Genomic DNA, 19,306 nt, shown 5'->3' with positions numbered 1-19,306 from the left:
GGCCCGCGCGAGCTCGGCCGCGTTGGCCCGCTCCAGCAGCACGGGCACGGCGAAACCCTCGATGCGGGACAGCGGCACCCCCGCGTCGGCGGCGACCTCCTCCGGGGACGCCCCGTGCCGGATGCGGTCCTGGATCTCGCGGGGACGCAGCGTGCCGGTCACCGGCGCCCGGTCCGATCCGCCGGCCACGAACTCACCGCGAGCGGCGGCACGGAAACGGTCGTCCAGGGGCAGGGTGAACTTCTCACCGGAGTCCGGGACCTCGCATTCGACGACCGACGACTCGGTGTCCACACCGATGATCCTCAGCTTCCGCATGCCGCCTCCTCGACTCCTCGCGGCCCCGTCGGCGGCCTGAGCTGCTCCGCTGCCCGGGGGCCTGGGCGCGTTCCCACATGGTAGGGCAGCGCAGCCCACCCGGCGCGCGGACGGGCCGGGTGGGCTGCGGAAAAGTGCGGGTCCGGCCGGAGGGGGCCGGCGTGCCCGGGGCGGCTCAGGAGAGCTGGCCGACCACGTGGTCGATGCAGCGGGTCAGCTGCGTGACGTCCTCCGGCTCGATCGCCGGGAACATGCCGATGCGCAGCTGGTTGCGGCCCAGCTTGCGGTACGGCTCGGTGTCGACGATGCCGTTGGCGCGCAAGGTCTTGGCGACCTTCGCGGCGTCGATCTCCTCGGCCAGGTCGATGGTGCCCACGACCTGCGAACGGTGCGCCGGCGCGGCGACGAACGGGGTGGCGAAGTCGCTGGCCTCGGCCCAGTCGTACAGACGCGAGGACGAGTCCTTGGTCCGCGCCACGGCCCAGTCCAGCCCGCCCTGGTCGTTCATCCACTCGATCTGCGAGGCGAACATCAGCAGCGTCGCCACGGCCGGGGTGTTGTACGTCTGGTTCTTGCGCGAGTTGTCCACCGCGGTGGGCAGCGACAGGAAGTCGGGGCACCAGCGGTCGGTGGCCGCGATCTCGTCGACCCGCGCGAGGGCGGCCGGGCTCATGATCGACACCCACAGGCCGCCGTCGGAGGCGAAGGACTTCTGCGGGGCGAAGTAGTAGACGTCGGCGTCCGCGATGTCGACGGGCAGGCCGCCGGCGCCGGAGGTGGCGTCGATCGCGACGAGCGCGTTCTCCGAGCCCGCCGGGCGGGACACCGGCACCATCACGCCGGTGGAGGTCTCGTTGTGGGCCCAACCGATGAGGTCGACGGACGGGTCGGAGGTCGGCTCCGGCGCCGAGCCGGGGTCGGCCGAGATGACGATCGGGTCGGCGAGGAACGGCGCGCCGCCGGTGACCTTGGCGAACTTGGAGGAGAACTCGCCATAGGTCAGGTGCAGCGACTTCTCCCGCACCAGGCCGAACGCGGCGGCGTCCCAGAACGCGGTGGTGCCGCCGTTGCCCAGCACGACCTCGTAGCCCTCGGGGAGGGAGAACAGCGCGGCCAGGCCGTCGCGCACGCGACCCACGACGTCCTTGACCGGGGCCTGGCGGTGGCTGGTGCCCATCACCGTAGTGGCGGCGTCGGCCACGGCCGAGATCTGCTCGGGGCGAACCTTGGACGGACCGCAGCCGAAGCGGCCGTCGGCGGGCTTGAGGTCGGCGGGAATGGTGGGCAGCTGATCGCTCATGCTCTTGGGATGCCGTTTCGGTGTCGTCGGGTGGGTCGCGCTCCATGGTAGTCCGGCCCGGCGCCGGGCCCGGAGTACCGTCTGGGGTCATGGAGGAACCGGTCCTGGAACCCACCGACTTCGACACCATGCGCGTCGGGTACGGCCTGCACGCGCGGCTGGACGTGGCCGACCTCGCCGGCGGGTGGTTGCCCCTGTTCACCGAGTGGTTGGACGAGGCGGGCCGGCGCGGCGTCCGCGAACCCAACGCCATGGTGCTCGGCACCGTCGGTGCAGAGGGACGGCCGTCGACCAGGACCGTCCTGTGTAAGGGCGTCGACGAGGGCGGGGTGACCTTCTTCACGACGACGACGTCGCGCAAGGGCGTCCAGTTGGCGCAGACCGGGTACGCGTCGGTGACCTTCCCCTGGTTGATCGCCGAGCGTCAGGTGCACGTCGAGGGCGCCTGCCATCCGATCGACCGGGCGGACAGCCTCGCGTACTGGCGCACCCGGCCGCGGGGCTCGCAGATCGCCGCGTGGGCGTCGGAGCAGTCGCGCCCGGCGGAGTCGGTGGCCGAGCTCGAGTCGCTGTACGCGACCGCGGAGCAGCGGTTGGCCGGCGTCGACGAGATCCCCATGCCCGACCGGTGGGGCGGGTACCGGGTGGTCCCGGACCGGGTGGAGTTCTGGCAGGGCGGGCCGGACCGGTTCCACGACCGCGTCGAGTGCCTCCGGGACGGCGACCGGTGGACGGCCCGTCGGCTGCAGCCCTGACGCGGGGTCGGGTCGCCGGGCCGGGTCGCCGGGGGGAGAACGGGAGAACTCCCTTCGAACCCCGAACGGCGGCCACGGTAGGGTGTGGCACAGCACATTCGTGGCGGGACTCGACCGCCGGGACCAGTCGTCGGAGAGGGAATCGCGTGACCGCAGGCTCGAACGGTTCGGACCGCAAAGCAACACTGTCCTACCCCGGCGGTGAGCTCGAACTCGACGTGGTGGAGGCGAGCTGCGGTAGTGACGCCGTGCAGCTCGGCTCGCTGTTGGCCGAGACGGGGATGACCACCCTGGACGTCGGCTTCGTCAACACCTCCGCGTGCACGTCCTCGATCACCTACATCGACGGTGCCGAGGGGATCCTGCGTCACCGCGGCTACCCGATCGACCAGCTCGCCGAGAACGCCTCGTTCCTCGAGGTCTCCTACCTCCTCATCTACGGCGAGGATCCCACCGAGGCGCAGCTCGCCGAGTTCACCGACAAGGTCCTCGCGGAGACGGCGCTGCCCGGGCAGATGATGCCGCTGCTGCAGGCCTTCCCCCGTGACACGCACCCGATGCCCGTCCTCTCGGCCGGCGTCAGCCTGTTCGGCACGCACGGTGACGACCTGGACATCGACGACCCCAAGGCCGTCGACCTGGCCACCGCGCGTCTGCTCGGACGCGGCCCGACCCTGGCGGCGGCCATCGAGCGCATCCGCAACGGCAAGGACGCCATCGACCCGGACCCGTCGCTCGGGTACGTCCGCAACTTCCTGCGGATGACGTTCGGCCCGGACTACGAGATCACCGACGAGGTTGCCAAGGCCCTCGACATGCTCCTCGTCCTGCACGCGGACCACGAGCAGAACTGCTCCACCTCCACGGTGCGGATGGTCGGCTCCTCCGAGGCGCCGCTGTACTCCTCGATCACCGGTGGCATCAACGCCCTGTACGGCCCGCTTCACGGCGGCGCCAACCAGGCCGTGCTCGAGATGCTCGAGCGGATCGAGTCGGAGGGCGGCGACGCCACCGATTACATGGACCGCGTCAAGAACAAGGTCGACGGCGTCAAGCTGATGGGCTTCGGTCACCGCGTCTACAAGAGCTACGACCCGCGCGCCCAGATCGCCAAGAAGCACGCCCACGCGCTGCTGTCCCAGAGCAACGACCCTCTGCTCGAGATCGCGCTCAAGCTCGAGGAGACCGCGCTGGCCGATGACTACTTCGTCGAGCGCAAGCTCTACCCGAACGTCGACTTCTACACCGGCCTCATCTACCGTGCGATGGGCTTCCCGACCGACATGTTCACCGTGCTGTTCGCGCTCGGTCGCATGCCCGGCTGGATCGCCCACTGGCGCGAGATGCGCGAGGATCCCTCCACCAAGATCAACCGCCCGCGCCAGGTCTACACCGGCCCGGCCGAGCGGAGCTTCACCCCGATCAGCCAGCGCTGAACCCGGGATTCCCACCCCAGGAGAACATCATGGACAAGCCCGAGATCGACATGCCGACGGGTCCCGCGCCCACCGACCTCGTCAGCGAGGACCTCACGGTGGGCGACGGCGCGGAGGCGGTCGCCGGCGGTAACGTCACCGTGCACTACGTGGGGGTGGACTACGAGACCGGTGAGCAGTTCGACTCCTCCTGGGATCGGGGTGAGTCCATCACCTTCCCGTTGAACGGCCTCATCCAGGGTTGGCAGGAGGGGATCCCGGGGATGAAGGTGGGCGGACGCCGCCAGCTGGTGATCCCGCCGGACAAGGCCTACGGCACCTCCGCGGCCCTGCACCCGCTCGGTGGCAAGACCCTGGTCTTCGTGATCGACCTGCTCGACGCCTGACCGGGCGGTCCCGGAACGCGACAGCGGCGCCCCGTCCTCCTTTCACGGGAGGGCGGGGCGCCGTCGTCTGTCGGGCCGGAACCCGCGACGCGCCCTCCGCCCGGTACGCACACACACCCGGCCGGTACGCACAAGTCCGGCCGACGGCTGCTGGCCCGGCCCTGCCGCAGCCCAGGGTGCCCGACCGCCACAGCCGCCCCTCGCCATGGCGTCTCGCCTGCCCCGCGGTTCGCGCCAGGCGCCATGGCGAGGGGCGGCTGCGATGCGCAGCGTCATCGACGGGAGCGAGACGCCATCGACGGGAGCGAGACGCCAGGCGCGGGCGCGGATGCGGGTGCCCTGCTGTCGCAGGCTCGGGTTTACCCCTGCTGCCGAAGGAAAGGCGCGAGGGCTTCGAGGACGGCTGGGTCCTCGATCGTCGACGGCACCGCCACATCCTGCTGGCCGTCGGCGATCTGCCGCATCGTCTTGCGGAGGATCTTGCCCGAGCGGGTCTTGGGCAGTCCCTGCACGACCGTGCAGTCGCGGAAGGTGGCCACCGCCCCGATCTCGTCACGCACCATCGCCACCAGCTCCGACCGCAGCTCGTCGGGGTCGCGGACCTGGCCGGACTTGAGCACCACGTAGCCGACGGGGCGCTGGCCCTTGAGAGGGTCCTTCACGCCGATCACCGCGACCTCCGCGACGGCGGGATGCCGAGCGATGACGGCTTCCATCGACCCCGTGGACAGCCGGTGGCCGGCGACGTTGATGACGTCGTCTGTCCGACCCATCACGAAGACGTAGCCGTCCTCATCGATGTACCCGCCGTCACCCGTGGAGTAGTACCCCTCGAAGACTGTCATGTACGAGGAGACGAACCTCTCGTCGTCCTCCCAGAGACCCGCCAGCGTGCCCGGGGCCATGGGCAACTTTATGGCCAGGTTCCCCTCCTCGCCGGGCGGAAGTGGCTTGCCGTCTCCGTCGAGCACATGCAGGTCGTAACCGGGGACCGCGACGGTCGGGGAGCCGGGCTTGATCGGCATCGGTTCCAGGCCGCGCAGGTTGGAGGCGATGGGCCAGCCGGTCTCGGTCTGCCACCAGTTGTCCACGACGGGCTTGTCGAGATTGTCGGTGGCCCACTGGTAGGTGTCCGGATCGAGACGCTCGCCAGCGCAGAAGAAGGTGCGCATGGCCGACAGGTCGTACTTGCCGATCTCGAGGCCCTCGGGATCCTCTTTGCGGATCGCCCGCACGGCGGTCGGAGCTGTGAACAGCGCGACCGCGCGGTGCTCGGAGGCCACCCGCCAGAACGACCCGGCGTCAGGGGTGCCGACGGGCTTGCCCTCGTAGATCACCGAGGTCGCGCCGACCAGCAGGGGCGCGTAGACGATGTAGGAATGGCCGACCACCCAGCCCACGTCCGAGGCGGTCCACCACACGTCGCCCGGGCGGATGCCGTAGACGTTCCACATCGACCACGCGAGCGCGACGGCATGTCCGCCGTTGTCGCGGACCACGCCCTTGGGTAGCCCGGTCGTACCGGAGGTGTAGAGGATGTACAGCGGATCGGTGGCCTTCACCGGGATCGGTGCCGCCGGATCGGAGCCGGCGACGGCGTCTTCCCAATAGCTCCAGGTGGTCCCCGGGGTGTCGGGGAACGCCATGTCGGGGAACTGGTCGTGACGCGGGGCCACGATCACAGCCCCCGGGTTGTGGCGGGTCAGCTCGAGCGCCTTGGCGACCATGGGGAAGTAGGGCACCTTGCGCGTCGGCTCGATGCCGCCGTGGGACGTGACGATCACCTTGGGGCGGGCGTCGTCGATCCGGATCGCCAACTCGGGCGCGGCGAAGCCGCCGAAGACAACGGAGTGGACGGCACCGAGCCGGGCGCACGCGAGCATCGCCACGGCGGCGCGGGGGACCATCGGCATGTAGATGACGACCCGGTCGCCGCGACCCACGCCCTCCGCGGCGAGCGCGCCCGCGAACTCCTCGACCTGCTGTAGCAACTGGGCGTAGGTGATGGTCTGCTTGACGCCGGTTACCGCCGAGTCGTAGATGAACGCGGCCTGCTCGCCCCGCCCGGCGGCGACGTGCCGGTCGACGCAGTTGTACGACGTGTTCAGCTCACCGTCGGGAAACCACCGGTAGAAGGGCGGACGGGATCCGTCGACCGCCGTCGTGGGGGTCGTGGTCCAATCGATGTCCCCGGCGACGTCCAACCAGAAGGCATCGGGAACGTCGATCGATAGCCGGTGGGCGGCGTCGTAGGTCGAGGTCGTCGAGTCCGACATCGGGTACTTCCCCTCACGTACGGGAGCGGGCCCGCCGACCGCGCCGACGGGATGTGACTGGTTTCACTCTAATCCGAGGCCCAGTTCGCGATACCGCATCATCCGCTCGGCGTACCTCCGCTCAGGGGGGCGTCGGCGGACCTCGAGCAGCGCGGACGCGACCGCGCCGGCCATCCGGTCGCAGAACGCCTCGGGCTCGTCCGCGGCGTCGGGACGTTCGGGCACGACCACGTCCACGATCCCGGCCTCCAGCAGGTCCGCGGAGGTGATGCCCTGCGACCGTGCGACCTCAGGGGCTCGGCTCGTCTCGTGGTGGAGGATCGCGCTGGCGCCCTCCGGCGGCAGGGGGGCGAGCCACCCGTGACGCGCGCACAGGACCCTGTCGGCGGGGAGCAGGGCGAGAGCGGCGCCGCCGGTGCCCTGCCCCAGGATCACGGAGACGGTCGGGGTCGGCAGGGTGACGAGGTCGGCCAGACTCCTGGCGATCTCACCCGCCAGTCCGCCCTCCTCCGCCTCCCGCGACAGAGCGGCGCCGCGGGTGTCGATGAACAGGACCAGAGGGACCCCCATCTCCGCGGCTATGCGCATACCGCGGCGTGCCGACCGCAACGCGGACGGGCCGAGAGGGCTCTTCTCGTTCTCCGCGTCCCGGTCCTGCGCGAGCACGACTGCGGACTGGCCTCGGAACCGGACCAGCGACAACAGGAGTGATCCGCTGTCCTCGCCCTGACCGGTGCCGGACAGGAGCACCCGGTCGGGCGCCACGCGGTCGAGGAAGGCACGCGCTCCGGGGCGGTCCGGGCGCCGCGACCGGGTGATGGCGTCCCAGGCATCGGGGGGACGTCCGTCGTCGGACTCCGGTTCGGGGACCGGCCCGTGGGGCGGCACCGGCTCGTCGTCCGACGGCGGGTCCTGGCACAGCACCCTCAGGGCTCGGGCGGTGAGGTCGCGAAGCCCCTCCGGTGGGAGCACGCCGTCGATCATCCCGCGTCGCGCGAGGTTCTCGGAGACCTGGACCCCGTCCGGGAACGGCGCGTCGTAGAGCGCCTCGTAGACGCGGGGCCCGAGGAAGCCGATGAGTGCGCCGGGTTCGGCCACCGACACGTGACCGAGCGACCCCCACGACGCGAACACGCCGCCGGTCGTCGGATGCCGCAGATACACGAGGTAGGGCAGCCCCGCGCTCTTATGACCGGCCACGGCGGCGGAGATCTTGACCATCTGGAGGAACGCGAGCGTCCCCTCCTGCATCCGCGTACCGCCCGAGGTGGGAGAGGCGAGGATCGGAAGCCCTTCGGCCGTCGCCCGTTCTATCGCCGAGACGATCCGCTCGGCGGCGGCGATCCCGATCGACCCGGCGAGGAAGTCGAACTCGCACGCGATGATCACGACCCGGCGGCCCAGTAGGGTCCCCTCACCGGTGATGACCGACTCGTCCACGCCTGACTTCTCGGTCGCCCGCTGGAGCGCCTCCTCGTACCCCGGCGCCGCGTCGACCTGTGGCGGGCGGACCGGGGCGTCGTCCCAGGACCGGAAGGAGCCGTCGTCGAGGACCATGTCGAGGATCTGCAGAGCTCCGGTGCGCGCCATGACCGCATCGTACGGTGGGGCGCCTACCAGCGGGTATCGTGAGGGTGAGGGTGCACTGCCGTACCCCCGTCACGCAGAGGAGCCCTCCGTCGCCATGATCGTCAGCCGCAGGGACGGCGCAGTCGTCGTCGTCACCATCGACCGTCACGAGACCCGCAACGCGCTCGACGCCGAGGTGTGCATCGCCCTGCGCGACGCCATCGAGGCCGCCGGCGCGGAGGCCGACGCCGAAGACCCCGTCCGCGCAATCGTCATCACCGGAGCGGGAACCGCTTTCTGCGCGGGTGCCGATCTGTCCGGCGGGGTGTACAACTCGGATTTCTACGACGCACACGCCGGGATGCTCCGCGCAGTCGAGTCGGTCCCGGTGCCCGTCATCGCCGCCGTCAACGGCCCGGCTGTCGGTGCGGGCGTGCAGCTGGCACTGGCCGCGGATCTGCGGGTGGTGGCGCCCGGTGCCGTCTTCACCGTGCCCGTCGTGAAGGTGGGGCTGGCACTGGACAACTGGACCATCAAGCGGTTGGCCAACGTCGTGGGCGGCGGCCACGCCCGGTCGGTGCTCATGACCGCCCGCCCCGTCGGTGCGGAGGAGGCTGCCCGGATCGGACTGGCCAGCGAGATCGGGGACGTCGAGGCGGCCATGGAGCTGGCTGCCGAGCTCTCGCGGTTCGCACCGCTGAGCCTGCGGCACATCAAGACCGTGATCAACGATGACGACGCCCGGCTGCTCCCGCGCGAGGAGCACACCGAACTCCAGTTGCGCGCGTGGAGCAGCGAGGACATGGCCGAGGCCCGGGCCGCCCGCGCCGAGAAGCGGCCACCCGTCTTCCGCGGGCGCTGAACCGCCCCACCGCAGGACGCACGGTCGCCGTGGCGCCCCACGTACGGACACCGCGGGTCGCCCGGCCGGGTAAGATTCACCGCGCCCGACCCGGACCCGCGTGTCGCGGGCGTCTGGCACGACCCCGGGTATCGCATGACCGGGGGGAGCGTCACCGATGGCCAGGCACAGCGCATCGCCGCAGAACAACAATCCGACGGCCCGGCGGGTCGTCCTCGTGGGGGCGGCGATCCTCGCGGCCGTGCTCGTGGTGGGACTGGTGATCTCCGGGCTGTCGAGGGCGGGCGTCGCCGGCTTCTGCGGGGCTGAGCCGCGGATCAGCGTGGCAGCCGAGCCCGACATCGTCGAGCACGTCCGAGTCCTGGCGGAGCATGCCGACGGTTGTCACGCCTTCGACGTGGAAACGGTCTCCTCCGCGGACATGTCCACCCGCACGGTCTCGCGGGAGGCGTTGCCGGACATCTGGGTGCCGGACTCCGCCGTACGTCTCGCTCAGGTGTCCCAGGACGTGCAGATCCCGTTCGAGACGGTCCTCAACTCCCTCGCGTCGACCCCGGTGGTCATCGCTTCCCGTGACGCCGGGGTCGACAAGTCGACGTGGACCTCGGCGCTCGCCACGCCGGGGCTGATGATGGGTGATCCGGTCCGGTCCGGGGTAGCGGACGCGCCGATCCTCGCTGCGACCTCGGAGGTCGAGATGCTGCGGTCGGCTCCGGAGGCGCTGGGGGCCTCGATGGCGATGTTGGCCCAGGGGCAGATGAGTCGGATGGAGGTCCCGCCGACCTCCCGAGAGATGCTCGACAGGGTGATCGCCGGCGGCGGCGCGGCGATCGTGACGGAGCGAGACGCGGTGCTCGCGCAGCGGGCGGCACCCGACTCGGGGATGGAGCTGTACGCGCCCGCCACCGGGGCGGTATTCCTCACCTATCCGGTGGCCGTGACGACCCAGGATTCGACGCGCCGCGTCGACGTGGTCGAGGCCGCTGAGGCGCTCCGGGACGCCACCGCGGCGACCGCTGTCGCCGACGGGCTCTCCCGGGACGGTTTCCGGACCGCCTTCCGGGCGCCGCTCGCCGGGGGAGCGGGGGTGGGCGAGATCGAAGCGCTCGTGGTCCGGGATGCGAACCGGGTCCACAGTGCTCTGCGGCATTGGCGGCTCCTGTCGATGCCGGGCCGGTCCCTGGTCCTGGTGGACACATCGGGTTCGATGGGCTTCGGGGTGCCCGGCACGGACCGCACCCGCATCCAGGCGCTCGTCGAGACGGCGGGCGCAGGGCTCGGCCAGTTCCCCGACGACGCGGAGCTCGGACTGTGGGCGTTCGGCGGTGCCGCCGGGAGCGACGGGCTGCCGTACGCGGAGGTCGCGGCGCTGCAGCGCCTCGACGCGGCAGCTCCCGGGGGAACGCACCGTGCCGCGCTGGGCGGTGCGTTGGCCTCTCTGCCCGGGATGGTGGGTGGCGGCACCGACCTCTATCGTTCCGTGCTCGACGCCTACGCCATGGTGCGCTCGGGGTACGACCCGAACATGGTCAACTCGATCATCGTCATTTCCGACGGCGCGGACGACGCGACCTCGGACATCGGAGCAGGAGAGTTCTTCGCCCGGCTCGACGAGATGGTGGACCCGTCCCGCCCCGTGATCGTGGTGTCGGTGAGCCTTCTGGACGACAGCAGTTCGGGCACCCTCGCGCAGATCGCGCAGGCCACCGGCGGCAGCAGCTATGTCGCCCGCACGCAGGAGGAGATCGTCCGGGTGTTCGCGGAGGCGGTGGGGCGCCGCGGCGCCTCGGCCCGGCCGTAGCCCCGCAGTGAGGTAAGTGGTACCCACCGACGGGGGTGCCGCCGCCCGCGGTTTCGGCTCGTCATGAGAGTTCGCCGAAAGCCTCCCCGCAATCAGCTGTGTTACGTGTCACACTTCTCCGGTCAGTGTTTGTGAAGCACATCACTACAGGGGTGTGCTGACGAGAACCCGAAACGGAGGACCTCCGTGTCCCAACCAACCGATCCGCCGGCGGGGGGGGGGCATCGCGACGAACCCCGGAAGCGGCGGAATTCACGGCGATGCAGGCCAGCCCCGCCTTCCAGGATCTGCGCAGCAAGTTCAGGGCGTTCGTGTTCCCCATGACGATCGCCTTCCTCGTCTGGTACTTCCTCTACGTGATCCTGGCCGTCTACGCGACGGACTTCATGGCGACCAAGGTGTTCGGGAACATCACCTGGGGTCTGATCATCGGCCTGGGGCAGTTCGTGACGACCTTCCTCATCACCTTCCTGTACATCCGCTTCGCCAACCGTGAGATCGATCCCCGCGCGGAGTCCATCCGCCTCGAGCTGGAAGGTGGGATCGCCTGATGGACTGGCTGATCAACATCAACGAACTCGCGCCGGGGGAGCAGGTGGGCAGCACCCTCCTCAACATGGCGGTATTCGCCGTCTTCATCGTCGTCACGATGACCCTCGTGCTGAGGGCGTCGAAGTCGACCAAGTCGACCAAGGACTTCTACACGGGCGGCTCGAGCTTCACCGGCCCGCAGAACGGTTTCGCGATCGCCGGTGACTACCTCTCGGCGGCCTCCTTCCTCGGTATCGCCGGCGCCATCGCGATCAACGGATACGACGGCTTCCTGTACTCGATCGGCTTCCTCGTCGCCTGGCTCGTGGCGTTGATGCTCGTGGCCGAGCTGATGCGCAACACGGGCCGGTTCACGATGGCCGACGTGCTCAGCTTCCGGCTCAACCAGCGGCCCGTCCGCATGGCGGCCGCGCTGGCAACGCTCGCGGTGTGTTTGTTCTATCTGATCGCCCAGATGGCCGGCGCTGGCGGGCTCGTCGCCCTGCTCCTGAACATCGACGACTCCGCGGGGCAGTCGATCGTCGTGGCCGTCGTCGGCATCCTGATGATCGTCTACGTCCTCGTCGGCGGTATGAAGGGCACCACCTACGTCCAGATGGTCAAGGCCGTCCTGCTCGTCGGCGGTGTACTGATCATGTGCCTCCTGGTCCTCGTCGCCGCCCGCGGTAACTTCTCCGCGCTCCTCGGCGAGGCCGTCGCCAACTCCGGCAAGGATCTTCTACGGCCGGGACTGCAGTACGGCGCCACCGAGACCAGCAAGCTCGATTTCGTCTCGCTGTCGATCGCCCTGGTCTTCGGCACCGCCGGTCTGCCACACGTCCTCATGCGCTTCTACACCGTCCCGACGGCGAAGGAGGCCCGTCGGTCGGTGACCTGGGCCATCGCGCTCATCGGCGGGTTCTACCTGTTCACCCTCGTCCTGGGCTTCGGTGCCGCGGCGATGGTCGGACCCGAGGTCATCGAGAACGCCCCCGGCGGTGTGAACTCGGCGGCGCCGCTGCTCGCCTTCGCGCTCGGAGGTGAGATCTTCCTCGGGATCATCTCGGCCGTCGCCTTCGCGACAATCCTCGCCGTGGTGGCCGGACTCGCCATCACCGCCTCCGCTTCCTTCGCGCACGACATCTACAACGGCGTGATCAAGCACGGGCAGGCCACCGAGCAGTCGCAGCTGCGAGTTTCCCGGATCACGGTCGTCGTGATCGGCCTCGTGTCGATCGTCATGGGCATCGGCGCGATGGGGCAGAACATCGCCTTCCTCGTGGCCCTCGCCTTCGCGATCGCGGCCTCGGCGAACCTGCCGACGATCCTCTACTCGCTGTTCTGGAAGCGGTTCAACACCACCGGCGCGCTGTTCTCCATGTACGGCGGCCTGATCAGCACCCTGGTGCTCATCGCGCTCTCGCCGGCGGTCTCCGGCAGCGAGAAGTCGATGATCTCGAGCGTCGACTTCTCCCTGTTCCCGCTCTCCAACCCGGGCATCGTGTCGATCCCCCTTGCGTTCCTGCTGGGCATCATCGGGACGTTCATCGGCAAGAAGGACGAGTTCCCGGAGAAGCGCGTGGAGATGGAGGTCCGCTCGCTCACCGGAGTCGGTGTGGAGAAGACCATCGCGCACTGACCCTGACCCCCATTGGCCCGCCCGACCGTCGCCAGACGGTCGGGCGGCGTCGTCGTGCCCACCGAGGGACTACCCTCGGTGGGCACCACACCGATTCGGAGGCGGTAGAGATGTATCCTGGACAGGACGACCACACCCGACGCATGGGTCAGCAACCCGACTCGCGTGCCTACTCGAGGATGAGCGGCGACCGGGCGTACGACCCCGCCCATGACGACGGCTACGGCGCCGAGGGCGGCTACGACGACGGCTATGTGGAACCCCGCCAATCCCGCCGCGGGCCCGCGATCGACGTGGGGAAATTCGTCGGCAGCGTGGCCGCCACCGCACTGGTAGCAGCCATCGCGGGGTGGCTGATCGCCTGGGTGGTGGACGCCGTGTTCTCCCGTTTCGGCCACCAGTGGGCCAACGGCGGGAACACCCCGACGATGTACGCCGTCTACGGCGCCGTCGCGGCGATCCTCGCCGGGTTGCTCTGGTACCTGCTGCTGATCGGCACCGCCAACCCCCAGCAGTTCTACTCCTGGACGGTGGGGCTGCTCATCGTGGCGGCTGTGGCGCTGCCGTTGCTGGTGACGGTGCCGTTCCTCGACGGGCTCGCGGCCGCGATCGTGCACCTGTTCATCGGTCTGCCGATCCTCGCGCTGACGAGCGCCTTCTCGGCCACGCTCAGGCGCTGACGTCCCGCCGGGTCCGCGACGCCGACGCGGCCCGGGCGATCAGTGGTGCCCCCGAGAGGAATCGAACCTCCGACACCGGCTTTAGGAGAGCCGTGCTCTATCCACTGAGCTACGAGGGCGGGAACCGGGGAGAGTCTAACCGATGGGCCGCTCTGTCGTGATCGGCGACTTGGAGTGGGCGCCTGCCGGACGGTATCGTCGACTGTCGGCGTCCATGTCGTCTCCTTTAACGGAGACGGTGGACCGCCTCGCACGGGTCACCACCGGCCGCCGTTCGAGGGGGAGGGCGCCTGCCGGCCGGCAGCCCACTAGACAGACAGAGGTATTGCCTGTGTCCACGTACACCCCCAAGCCCGGGGACGTGACGCGCGCCTGGTATGTCATCGACGCCACCGACGTGGTGCTCGGTCGACTCGCCGTCCAGGTCGCCAACATCCTCCGTGGCAAGCACAAGCCGCAGTTCGCCCCGAACGCCGATACCGGCGACTTCGTCATCATCATCAACGCCGACAAGGTCGCGATCTCGTCCAACAAGCGTGACCGCGTGGTGCAGCACCGCCACTCCGGTTTCCCCGGTGGGCTGAAGTCGCAGACCCTGGGCAAGGCCATGGACACGCGCCCCGACCGCGTCGTCGAGAAGGCCGTCAAGGGCATGCTGCCGAGCAACAAGCTCGGTCGTGCCGTCGCCTCCAAGCTCAAGGTGTACGCGGGTCCGGATCACCCGCACGCCGCCCAGCAGCCCGTGCCCTTCGAGATCAAGCAGGTGGCCCAGTGACCGACGAGAACATCACCCCCGAGGCCGAGGTCGCCGACGACATGGTGGCGGATCTCGCCGCCGAGGTCGCCGAGGATTACAGCGAGGCCGACTACGCCGGTGGCAGCGACTTCGTCGCCGACGCCGATGCCCAGTTCGCGCCCGTCGTCTCCTCCGGCCCGGCCCAGGCCGTCGGCCGCCGCAAGGAGGCCGTCGCCCGCGTCCGCCTGCTGCCCGGCTCCGGCCAGTTCACCCTCAACGGCCGGTCCCTGGAGGAGTACTTCCCGAACAAGGTGCACCAGCAGCTCGTCAAGTCGCCGCTGGTGCTGGTCGAGCGCGAGGAGCAGTTCGACATCGTGGCGCTGCTCCACGGTGGCGGCCCTTCGGGTCAGGCCGGCGCGCTGCGTCTGGCCATCGCCCGCGCGCTGACCCAGTACTCGCCGGACGATCGCCCGGCGCTCAAGAAGGCGGGCTTCCTCACGCGTGACGCCCGCGCGGTCGAGCGCAAGAAGGCCGGCCTCAAGAAGGCCCGTAAGGCCCCGCAGTACTCGAAGCGCTGATCCGCCAGGATCACGACACCAGAGCAGGTTCCCGCGACGCGGGGCCTGCTCTGGTCCATTTGCAGAGTGCGCGACCGGACGGGGTTATCCTGACCCGGGCATTCCCGATCCGCCCCGCGGCGGCGACCACAAGACCTCGGAGGACTACACGACATGACGCGACTGTTCGGCACCGATGGGGTCCGTGGGCTCGCCAACCGGACCCTCACCGTCGACCTGGCGGTCCGGCTCGGTGCGGCGGCCGCCGTTGTCCTCGCCACTGAGACCGGCCCCGTGTCCGACCGTGCGGGCGCGCGCCCACTGGCCGTCGTGGGTCGCGACCCGCGCGTCTCGGGGGAGATGCTCGAGGCCGCGCTCGCGGCGGGGCTGGCCAGTCAGGGCGTCGACGTTCTGCTGGTGGGCGAGGTGCCGACCCCGGCCGTGGCCCACCTGACGGACCGCCACGACGCCGCGCTCGGCGCCGTCATCTCCGCCTCGCACAACGCCATGCCGGACAACGGCATCAAGTTCTTCGCCGCGGGCGGTCACAAACTCGGCGACGAGGTCGAGGACCGGATCGAGGCCGCGCTCACCGAAGGTGCCATCACCGGGCCGACCGGGTCGGCGATCGGCAGGATTTCACGTGCGACCCCCGAGGATGCCCTGGACAGTTATGTCGGTCATCTGCTCAGCGCGACGCCGGCCCGGCTGGACGGAGTCCGCGTCGTCGTCGACTGTGCCAACGGCGCCGCCAGCGTCGCCGGACCGCGCGCCTACCGCGAGGCGGGCGCGACGGTGATCGAGATCCACGCCAGTCCCGATGGCTACAACATCAACGACAACTGCGGCTCCACCCACCTCGACGACGTCCGTGCCGCGGTCCTCGAGCACGGCGCGGACCTCGGGCTCGCCCACGACGGGGACGCCGACCGCTGCCTCGCGGTGGACTCGAGCGGCGAGGTCGTCGACGGTGACCAGATCATGGCGATCCTGGCCCTGGCCATGCGCGACGCCGGCGAGCTCGCGGGCAACGCGCTGGTCGCCACCATCATGAGCAACCTCGGTCTCAAGGTGGCGATGCGGGAAGCCGGCATCGAGGTCACCGAGACCAAGGTCGGCGACCGGTACGTCCTCGAGCGCCTCCGCGAGGGCGGATACAGTCTCGGCGGCGAGCAGTCCGGCCACCTCGTCCTGCCCGCGCACGCGACCACCGGGGACGGGGTCCTCACCGGACTACGCATCATGGCGCGGATGGCCGAGACGGGCAGGTCGCTCGCCGAGTTGGCCTCCGTGATGCCGGTGCTGCCCCAGATCCTCATCAACGTGCCGGTGGAGGACAAGGCCGCGGTCGTGGCGTCCCCGGCGGTCGGCGACGCGGTCGCCGCCGAGGAGATGCGGCTCGGCGCCGCCGGCCGCGTTCTGCTGCGCCCCTCGGGGACCGAGCACCTGGTCCGCGTCATGGTCGAGGCCCAAGACGCGGAGCTGGCCCGCGAGGTCGCCGAGCGGCTCGCGAGCGTCGTCGTCGCCGTCTGACCCGCTCAGCCGCCTGTGATTGACTTGAACAGCTTGAGCAACGGGGGCGCGGTGGCCAGCGGGTCGTCCCCCGGCTCCTCCAGCATCTCGTCCGTCACGGGGACCGCGTCCTTGAATTTCGCCCTGGGATCCGCGAACGCCGCGTAGGTGTCGTCACCGGCGAGCGTCGCCAGCAGGTAGCCGGCCAGCATCGGACGCACGGTCCTGTGCGTGCGGCGGTCCGGGTCTGCCAGTCCGATCCGCTCGATCAGCGCGTTGCGCTCGACCAGCCCGCCCTCGATCGCCTTGTCCAGACGCCGGTGCACGAGGTCGCCCCGCCACGCGAGGTGCAGCGCTCGCGCGTCCTCCGCGTGGACTCCGCCGGCGGCGGACAGCAGCAGAGCGGGGGAGTCGATGGTCATCGCCCGGTCCGCGGCCGACGGGACCGTCTCGGTGGGGAACACCATCGCGACGGCGTCGATGTCGGTGCGCTGTGAGGCCAGCAGTGCGGACACGCCGGCGCCCAGGCCGTGACCGGCCAGGCCGATGCGCCGCGGATCCGCACGGACCGACCCGCGGCCGAGGGCCGCCCGGAGGGTGTCCTCGAGAGCCGCGGACAGGTGGTCCGCGTAGTGCTGGTGGTTCGGGCGCACCCCGAGATCGGTGGCCGGTGCCACCACCACGAAACCCCACGACGCGAGGTGCTTGAGAGTGTCGACGTAGTGCCGCGGCCCCCGGGTCCAGTCGTGGGCCCATCCCACGACGGGCGCGGGCGTCGGGGCGTCGCGCGGGACGTAGACGACGCCGGGGGTGCCGGTGAACCCGAGGTCACCCCTGTCGACGCCGTAGGGTCCGCGTCGACTCACCCTGGCGTGCAGTTCCTTGGTCTTCTTGGCCACGATGGCCACAGTATCGCCTCGCGGGCGCTAAGGGTGCCGGGGCTGTCAGACCTCGTGGCTACACTTAGCGCCCATGTGCGGAATCGTCGGTTATGTCGGGCATCGCCCCGCCCTCCCAGTCGTCGTCGAGGCCCTGCGGCGGATGGAATACCGCGGCTATGACTCAGCGGGCGTCGCCGTCCTCGACGGGTCGGGGGCCTCCCGGGTCGAGAAGAAGGAGGGCAAGCTCGCCAATCTCGAGGCCGCGCTCGCGGCCGCGGGAGAGGGTGGCTTCCCGGGCTCGACCGGCATCGGTCACACCCGGTGGGCGACGCACGGCCGTCCGAGTGACCGCAACGCGCACCCCCACGTCTCCGGCGATGTCGCGATCGTGCACAACGGGATCATCGAGAACTTCGCCCCGCTGCGTGCCGAGCTCGAGGCCGCGGGCGTCGAGCTCGAGTCGGACACCGACTCGGAGGTCGCAGCCCACCTGTTGCGCCGGGAGATGGAGTCGGGTGGCAGCGGCGGGGACTTCGTGGCCGCGTGTCGCACGGTGCTCCGTCGCCTCGAGGGCGCTTTCACACTGGTGTTCAGCCACGCCGCCCACCCGGACGTCCTGGTGGCCGCGCGGCGCTCGACCCCGCTCGTGCTGGGTGTCGGTGAGGGCGAGATGTTCCTCGGTTCCGACGTCGCGGCGTTCATCGAGCACACCCGCGACGCCATCGAGCTGGGGCAGGACAACGTCGTGGTCCTGCGCGCGGACTCCTACGAGATCACCGATTTCGCCGGCGAGCCCTCCGAGGGCCGTCCCTTCTACATCGACTGGGACCTGGCGGCGGCCGAGAAGGGCGGCTACGACTACTTCATGCTCAAGGAGATCGCCGAGCAGCCCGGGGCTGTCGCCGATACCCTGCTCGGTCACTTCCAGGACGGTCGCATCGTGCTGGACGAGCAGCGGATGAGCGACCAGGACCTACGTGACATCGACAAGGTGTTCATCGTGGCCTGCGGCAGTGCGTACCACTCGGGCATGGTCGCCAAGTACGCGATCGAGCACTGGACCCGGCTCCCGTGTGAGGTCGAGATCGCGTCGGAGTTCCGCTACCGCGACCCGGTGCTGGACCGATCCACGCTCGTGGTGGCCATCTCCCAGTCCGGCGAGACCGCGGACACCCTCGAGGCGGTCCGCCACGCCAAGTCCCAGAAGGCCCGCGTCCTGGCGGTGTGCAACACCAACGGTTCGCAGATCCCGCGCGAGGCCGACGCCGTCCTGTACACGCACGCCGGCCCGGAGATCGGCGTCGCCTCCACCAAGGCGTACCTCGCGCAGATCACGGCAAACTACCTGGTGGGTCTCGCGCTCGCGCAGGCCCGCGGCACCAAGTACCCGGACGAGGTGGCGGCCGAGTTCCGCCAGCTCGAGCGCATGCCCGAGGACATCCAGAAGGTCGTCGACTCCCTGGACCCGGTCCGGGGGATCGCGCGCGAGCTCGCCGGCTCCAAGTCGGTGCTGTTCCTCGGTCGCCACGTGGGGTACCCCACGGCACTGGAGGGCGCGCTCAAGCTCAAGGAACTGGCGTACATGCACGCCGAGGGCTTCCCGGCGGGGGAGCTCAAGCACGGCCCGATCGCCCTCATCGAGGAGGGCATGCCGGTCTTCATCGTGATGCCGCCGGTCGAGGGGCGCGGGGTGCTCCACTCCAAACTGGTGAGCAACATCCAGGAGATCCGGGCCCGTGGTGCGCGGACCATCGTGATCGCCGAGGAGGGCGACGAGGTGGTCCGGCCGCTCTCGGACTACTTCATCCCGATCCCGGCCTCGACCACGCTGCTGCAGCCCCTGCTGGCCACCATCCCGTACCAGGCCTTCGCCGCCGAGGTCGCCGCCGCGCGCGGGTACGACGTGGACAAGCCCCGCAATCTCGCCAAGTCCGTCACGGTGGAGTGACCCGCCCGCGGTAGTCAGATCATGAGGCGCGCCCATCCCGTCGAGGTCATCCGCGCCGCGGAGCGTCCGCTCGTCGAGGCGGCCGCCGCGGCGGGGGACCCCGACGCGGTGATGCGGCG

At 70.2% G+C, this 19,306-nt stretch carries 17 protein-coding genes and 1 tRNA gene; 12 read left to right on the top strand and 6 right to left on the bottom strand.

All coding sequences use genetic code 11. The annotated features are described in order from the left end of the window. Together sepH and serC are read right to left on the bottom strand one after the other, a co-directional pair. A partial coding sequence (sepH, locus tag HMPREF3086_RS03525) for a septation protein SepH (RefSeq protein ID WP_141763974.1) occupies nt 1-318 on the bottom strand: 318 nt, incomplete at its 3' end. 175 nt (nt 319-493) lie between these two features. Further along, nucleotides 494-1,618 (bottom strand): phosphoserine transaminase, encoded by a 1,125-nt coding sequence (serC, locus tag HMPREF3086_RS03520; RefSeq protein WP_061229992.1) that lies wholly within the window; start codon nt 1,616-1,618, stop codon nt 494-496. Nucleotides 1,619-1,707: 89 nt separating this feature from the next. Between serC and pdxH the strand changes: the two genes are divergently transcribed. The 3 genes from pdxH (at nt 1,708) to HMPREF3086_RS03505 (ending at nt 4,195) form a co-directional block, all read left to right on the top strand. Further along, entirely contained in the window at nt 1,708-2,373 is a 666-nt protein-coding gene (pdxH, locus tag HMPREF3086_RS03515) for a pyridoxamine 5'-phosphate oxidase (RefSeq protein ID WP_061229991.1), read from the top strand. Nucleotides 2,374-2,519: 146 nt separating this feature from the next. After that, the gene (locus HMPREF3086_RS03510; RefSeq protein ID WP_082767862.1) at nt 2,520-3,809 is read left to right on the top strand and encodes a citrate synthase; all 1,290 of its coding nucleotides are present in this window, start codon (nt 2,520-2,522) and stop codon (nt 3,807-3,809) included. A gap of 29 nt (nt 3,810-3,838) precedes the next feature. Further along, entirely contained in the window at nt 3,839-4,195 is a 357-nt protein-coding gene (locus HMPREF3086_RS03505; RefSeq protein WP_061229990.1) for an FKBP-type peptidyl-prolyl cis-trans isomerase, read from the top strand. Between the two features lie 359 nt (nt 4,196-4,554). Here the strand turns inward: HMPREF3086_RS03505 and HMPREF3086_RS03500 are convergent, their stop codons facing one another. Next, complete coding sequence (locus HMPREF3086_RS03500; RefSeq protein WP_070720179.1) at nt 4,555-6,471, bottom strand: AMP-binding protein; 1,917 nt, start codon at nt 6,469-6,471, stop codon at nt 4,555-4,557. Between the two features lie 63 nt (nt 6,472-6,534). After that, nucleotides 6,535-8,061, bottom strand: coding sequence for a carboxyl transferase domain-containing protein (locus tag HMPREF3086_RS03495; RefSeq protein WP_070720177.1), 1,527 nt, complete (start codon nt 8,059-8,061; stop codon nt 6,535-6,537). A 94-nt stretch (nt 8,062-8,155) separates the two neighbouring features. Between HMPREF3086_RS03495 and HMPREF3086_RS03490 the strand changes: the two genes are divergently transcribed. The 5 genes from HMPREF3086_RS03490 (at nt 8,156) to HMPREF3086_RS03470 (ending at nt 13,553) form a co-directional block, all read left to right on the top strand. Then, nucleotides 8,156-8,902 carry an enoyl-CoA hydratase gene (locus HMPREF3086_RS03490; protein ID WP_061229987.1) on the top strand — a complete coding sequence of 249 codons (747 nt, stop codon included), beginning with the start codon at nt 8,156-8,158 and terminating at the stop codon, nt 8,900-8,902. Between the two features lie 157 nt (nt 8,903-9,059). Beyond that, entirely contained in the window at nt 9,060-10,703 is a 1,644-nt protein-coding gene (locus HMPREF3086_RS03485; protein ID WP_061229986.1) for a substrate-binding domain-containing protein, read from the top strand. Nucleotides 10,704-10,963: 260 nt separating this feature from the next. After that, complete coding sequence (locus tag HMPREF3086_RS03480; RefSeq protein ID WP_070720176.1) at nt 10,964-11,254, top strand: DUF485 domain-containing protein; 291 nt, start codon at nt 10,964-10,966, stop codon at nt 11,252-11,254. Next, nucleotides 11,254-12,873 carry a solute symporter family protein gene (locus HMPREF3086_RS03475; RefSeq protein WP_061230064.1) on the top strand — a complete coding sequence of 540 codons (1,620 nt, stop codon included), beginning with the start codon at nt 11,254-11,256 and terminating at the stop codon, nt 12,871-12,873. The genes HMPREF3086_RS03480 and HMPREF3086_RS03475 overlap by 1 nt, the downstream gene beginning before the upstream one ends. Before the next feature lie 110 nt (nt 12,874-12,983). Next, on the top strand, nt 12,984-13,553 hold the full coding sequence (locus tag HMPREF3086_RS03470; RefSeq protein ID WP_061230063.1) for a hypothetical protein: 570 nt from the start codon (nt 12,984-12,986) through the stop codon (nt 13,551-13,553). 43 nt (nt 13,554-13,596) lie between these two features. Here HMPREF3086_RS03470 and HMPREF3086_RS03465 read toward each other — a convergent pair. After that, a tRNA-Arg gene (locus HMPREF3086_RS03465) sits at nt 13,597-13,672 on the bottom strand. A gap of 212 nt (nt 13,673-13,884) precedes the next feature. On the opposite strand from HMPREF3086_RS03465, the gene rplM reads away from it, so the two are divergent. From rplM to glmM, 3 genes are all read left to right on the top strand, one after another. Further along, nucleotides 13,885-14,328 (top strand): 50S ribosomal protein L13, encoded by a 444-nt coding sequence (rplM, locus tag HMPREF3086_RS03460; protein WP_007627425.1) that lies wholly within the window; start codon nt 13,885-13,887, stop codon nt 14,326-14,328. Nucleotides 14,329-14,369: 41 nt separating this feature from the next. Beyond that, nucleotides 14,370-14,867 (top strand): 30S ribosomal protein S9, encoded by a 498-nt coding sequence (gene rpsI / locus HMPREF3086_RS03455; protein ID WP_239550365.1) that lies wholly within the window; start codon nt 14,370-14,372, stop codon nt 14,865-14,867. A gap of 153 nt (nt 14,868-15,020) precedes the next feature. Next, complete coding sequence (gene glmM / locus HMPREF3086_RS03450) at nt 15,021-16,379, top strand: phosphoglucosamine mutase (RefSeq protein ID WP_061913946.1); 1,359 nt, start codon at nt 15,021-15,023, stop codon at nt 16,377-16,379. Nucleotides 16,380-16,384: 5 nt separating this feature from the next. Here glmM and HMPREF3086_RS03445 read toward each other — a convergent pair whose 3' ends face one another. After that, a complete protein-coding gene (locus HMPREF3086_RS03445; RefSeq protein WP_232302983.1) occupies nt 16,385-17,257 on the bottom strand; it encodes a dienelactone hydrolase family protein in 873 nt (290 codons plus the stop codon). A gap of 73 nt (nt 17,258-17,330) precedes the next feature. On the opposite strand from HMPREF3086_RS03445, the gene glmS reads away from it, so the two are divergent. Continuing rightward, nucleotides 17,331-19,187 (top strand): glutamine--fructose-6-phosphate transaminase (isomerizing), encoded by a 1,857-nt coding sequence (glmS, locus tag HMPREF3086_RS03440; protein WP_061913950.1) that lies wholly within the window; start codon nt 17,331-17,333, stop codon nt 19,185-19,187. Nucleotides 19,188-19,306: the final 119 nt, after the last annotated feature.

Source organism: Dietzia sp. HMSC21D01 (assembly GCF_001815995.1).
Classification (GTDB): domain Bacteria; phylum Actinomycetota; class Actinomycetes; order Mycobacteriales; family Mycobacteriaceae; genus Dietzia; species Dietzia cinnamea.
Note: the sequence above shows the minus strand (reverse complement) of the source record. Positions and strands in the feature narration are given on the sequence as shown.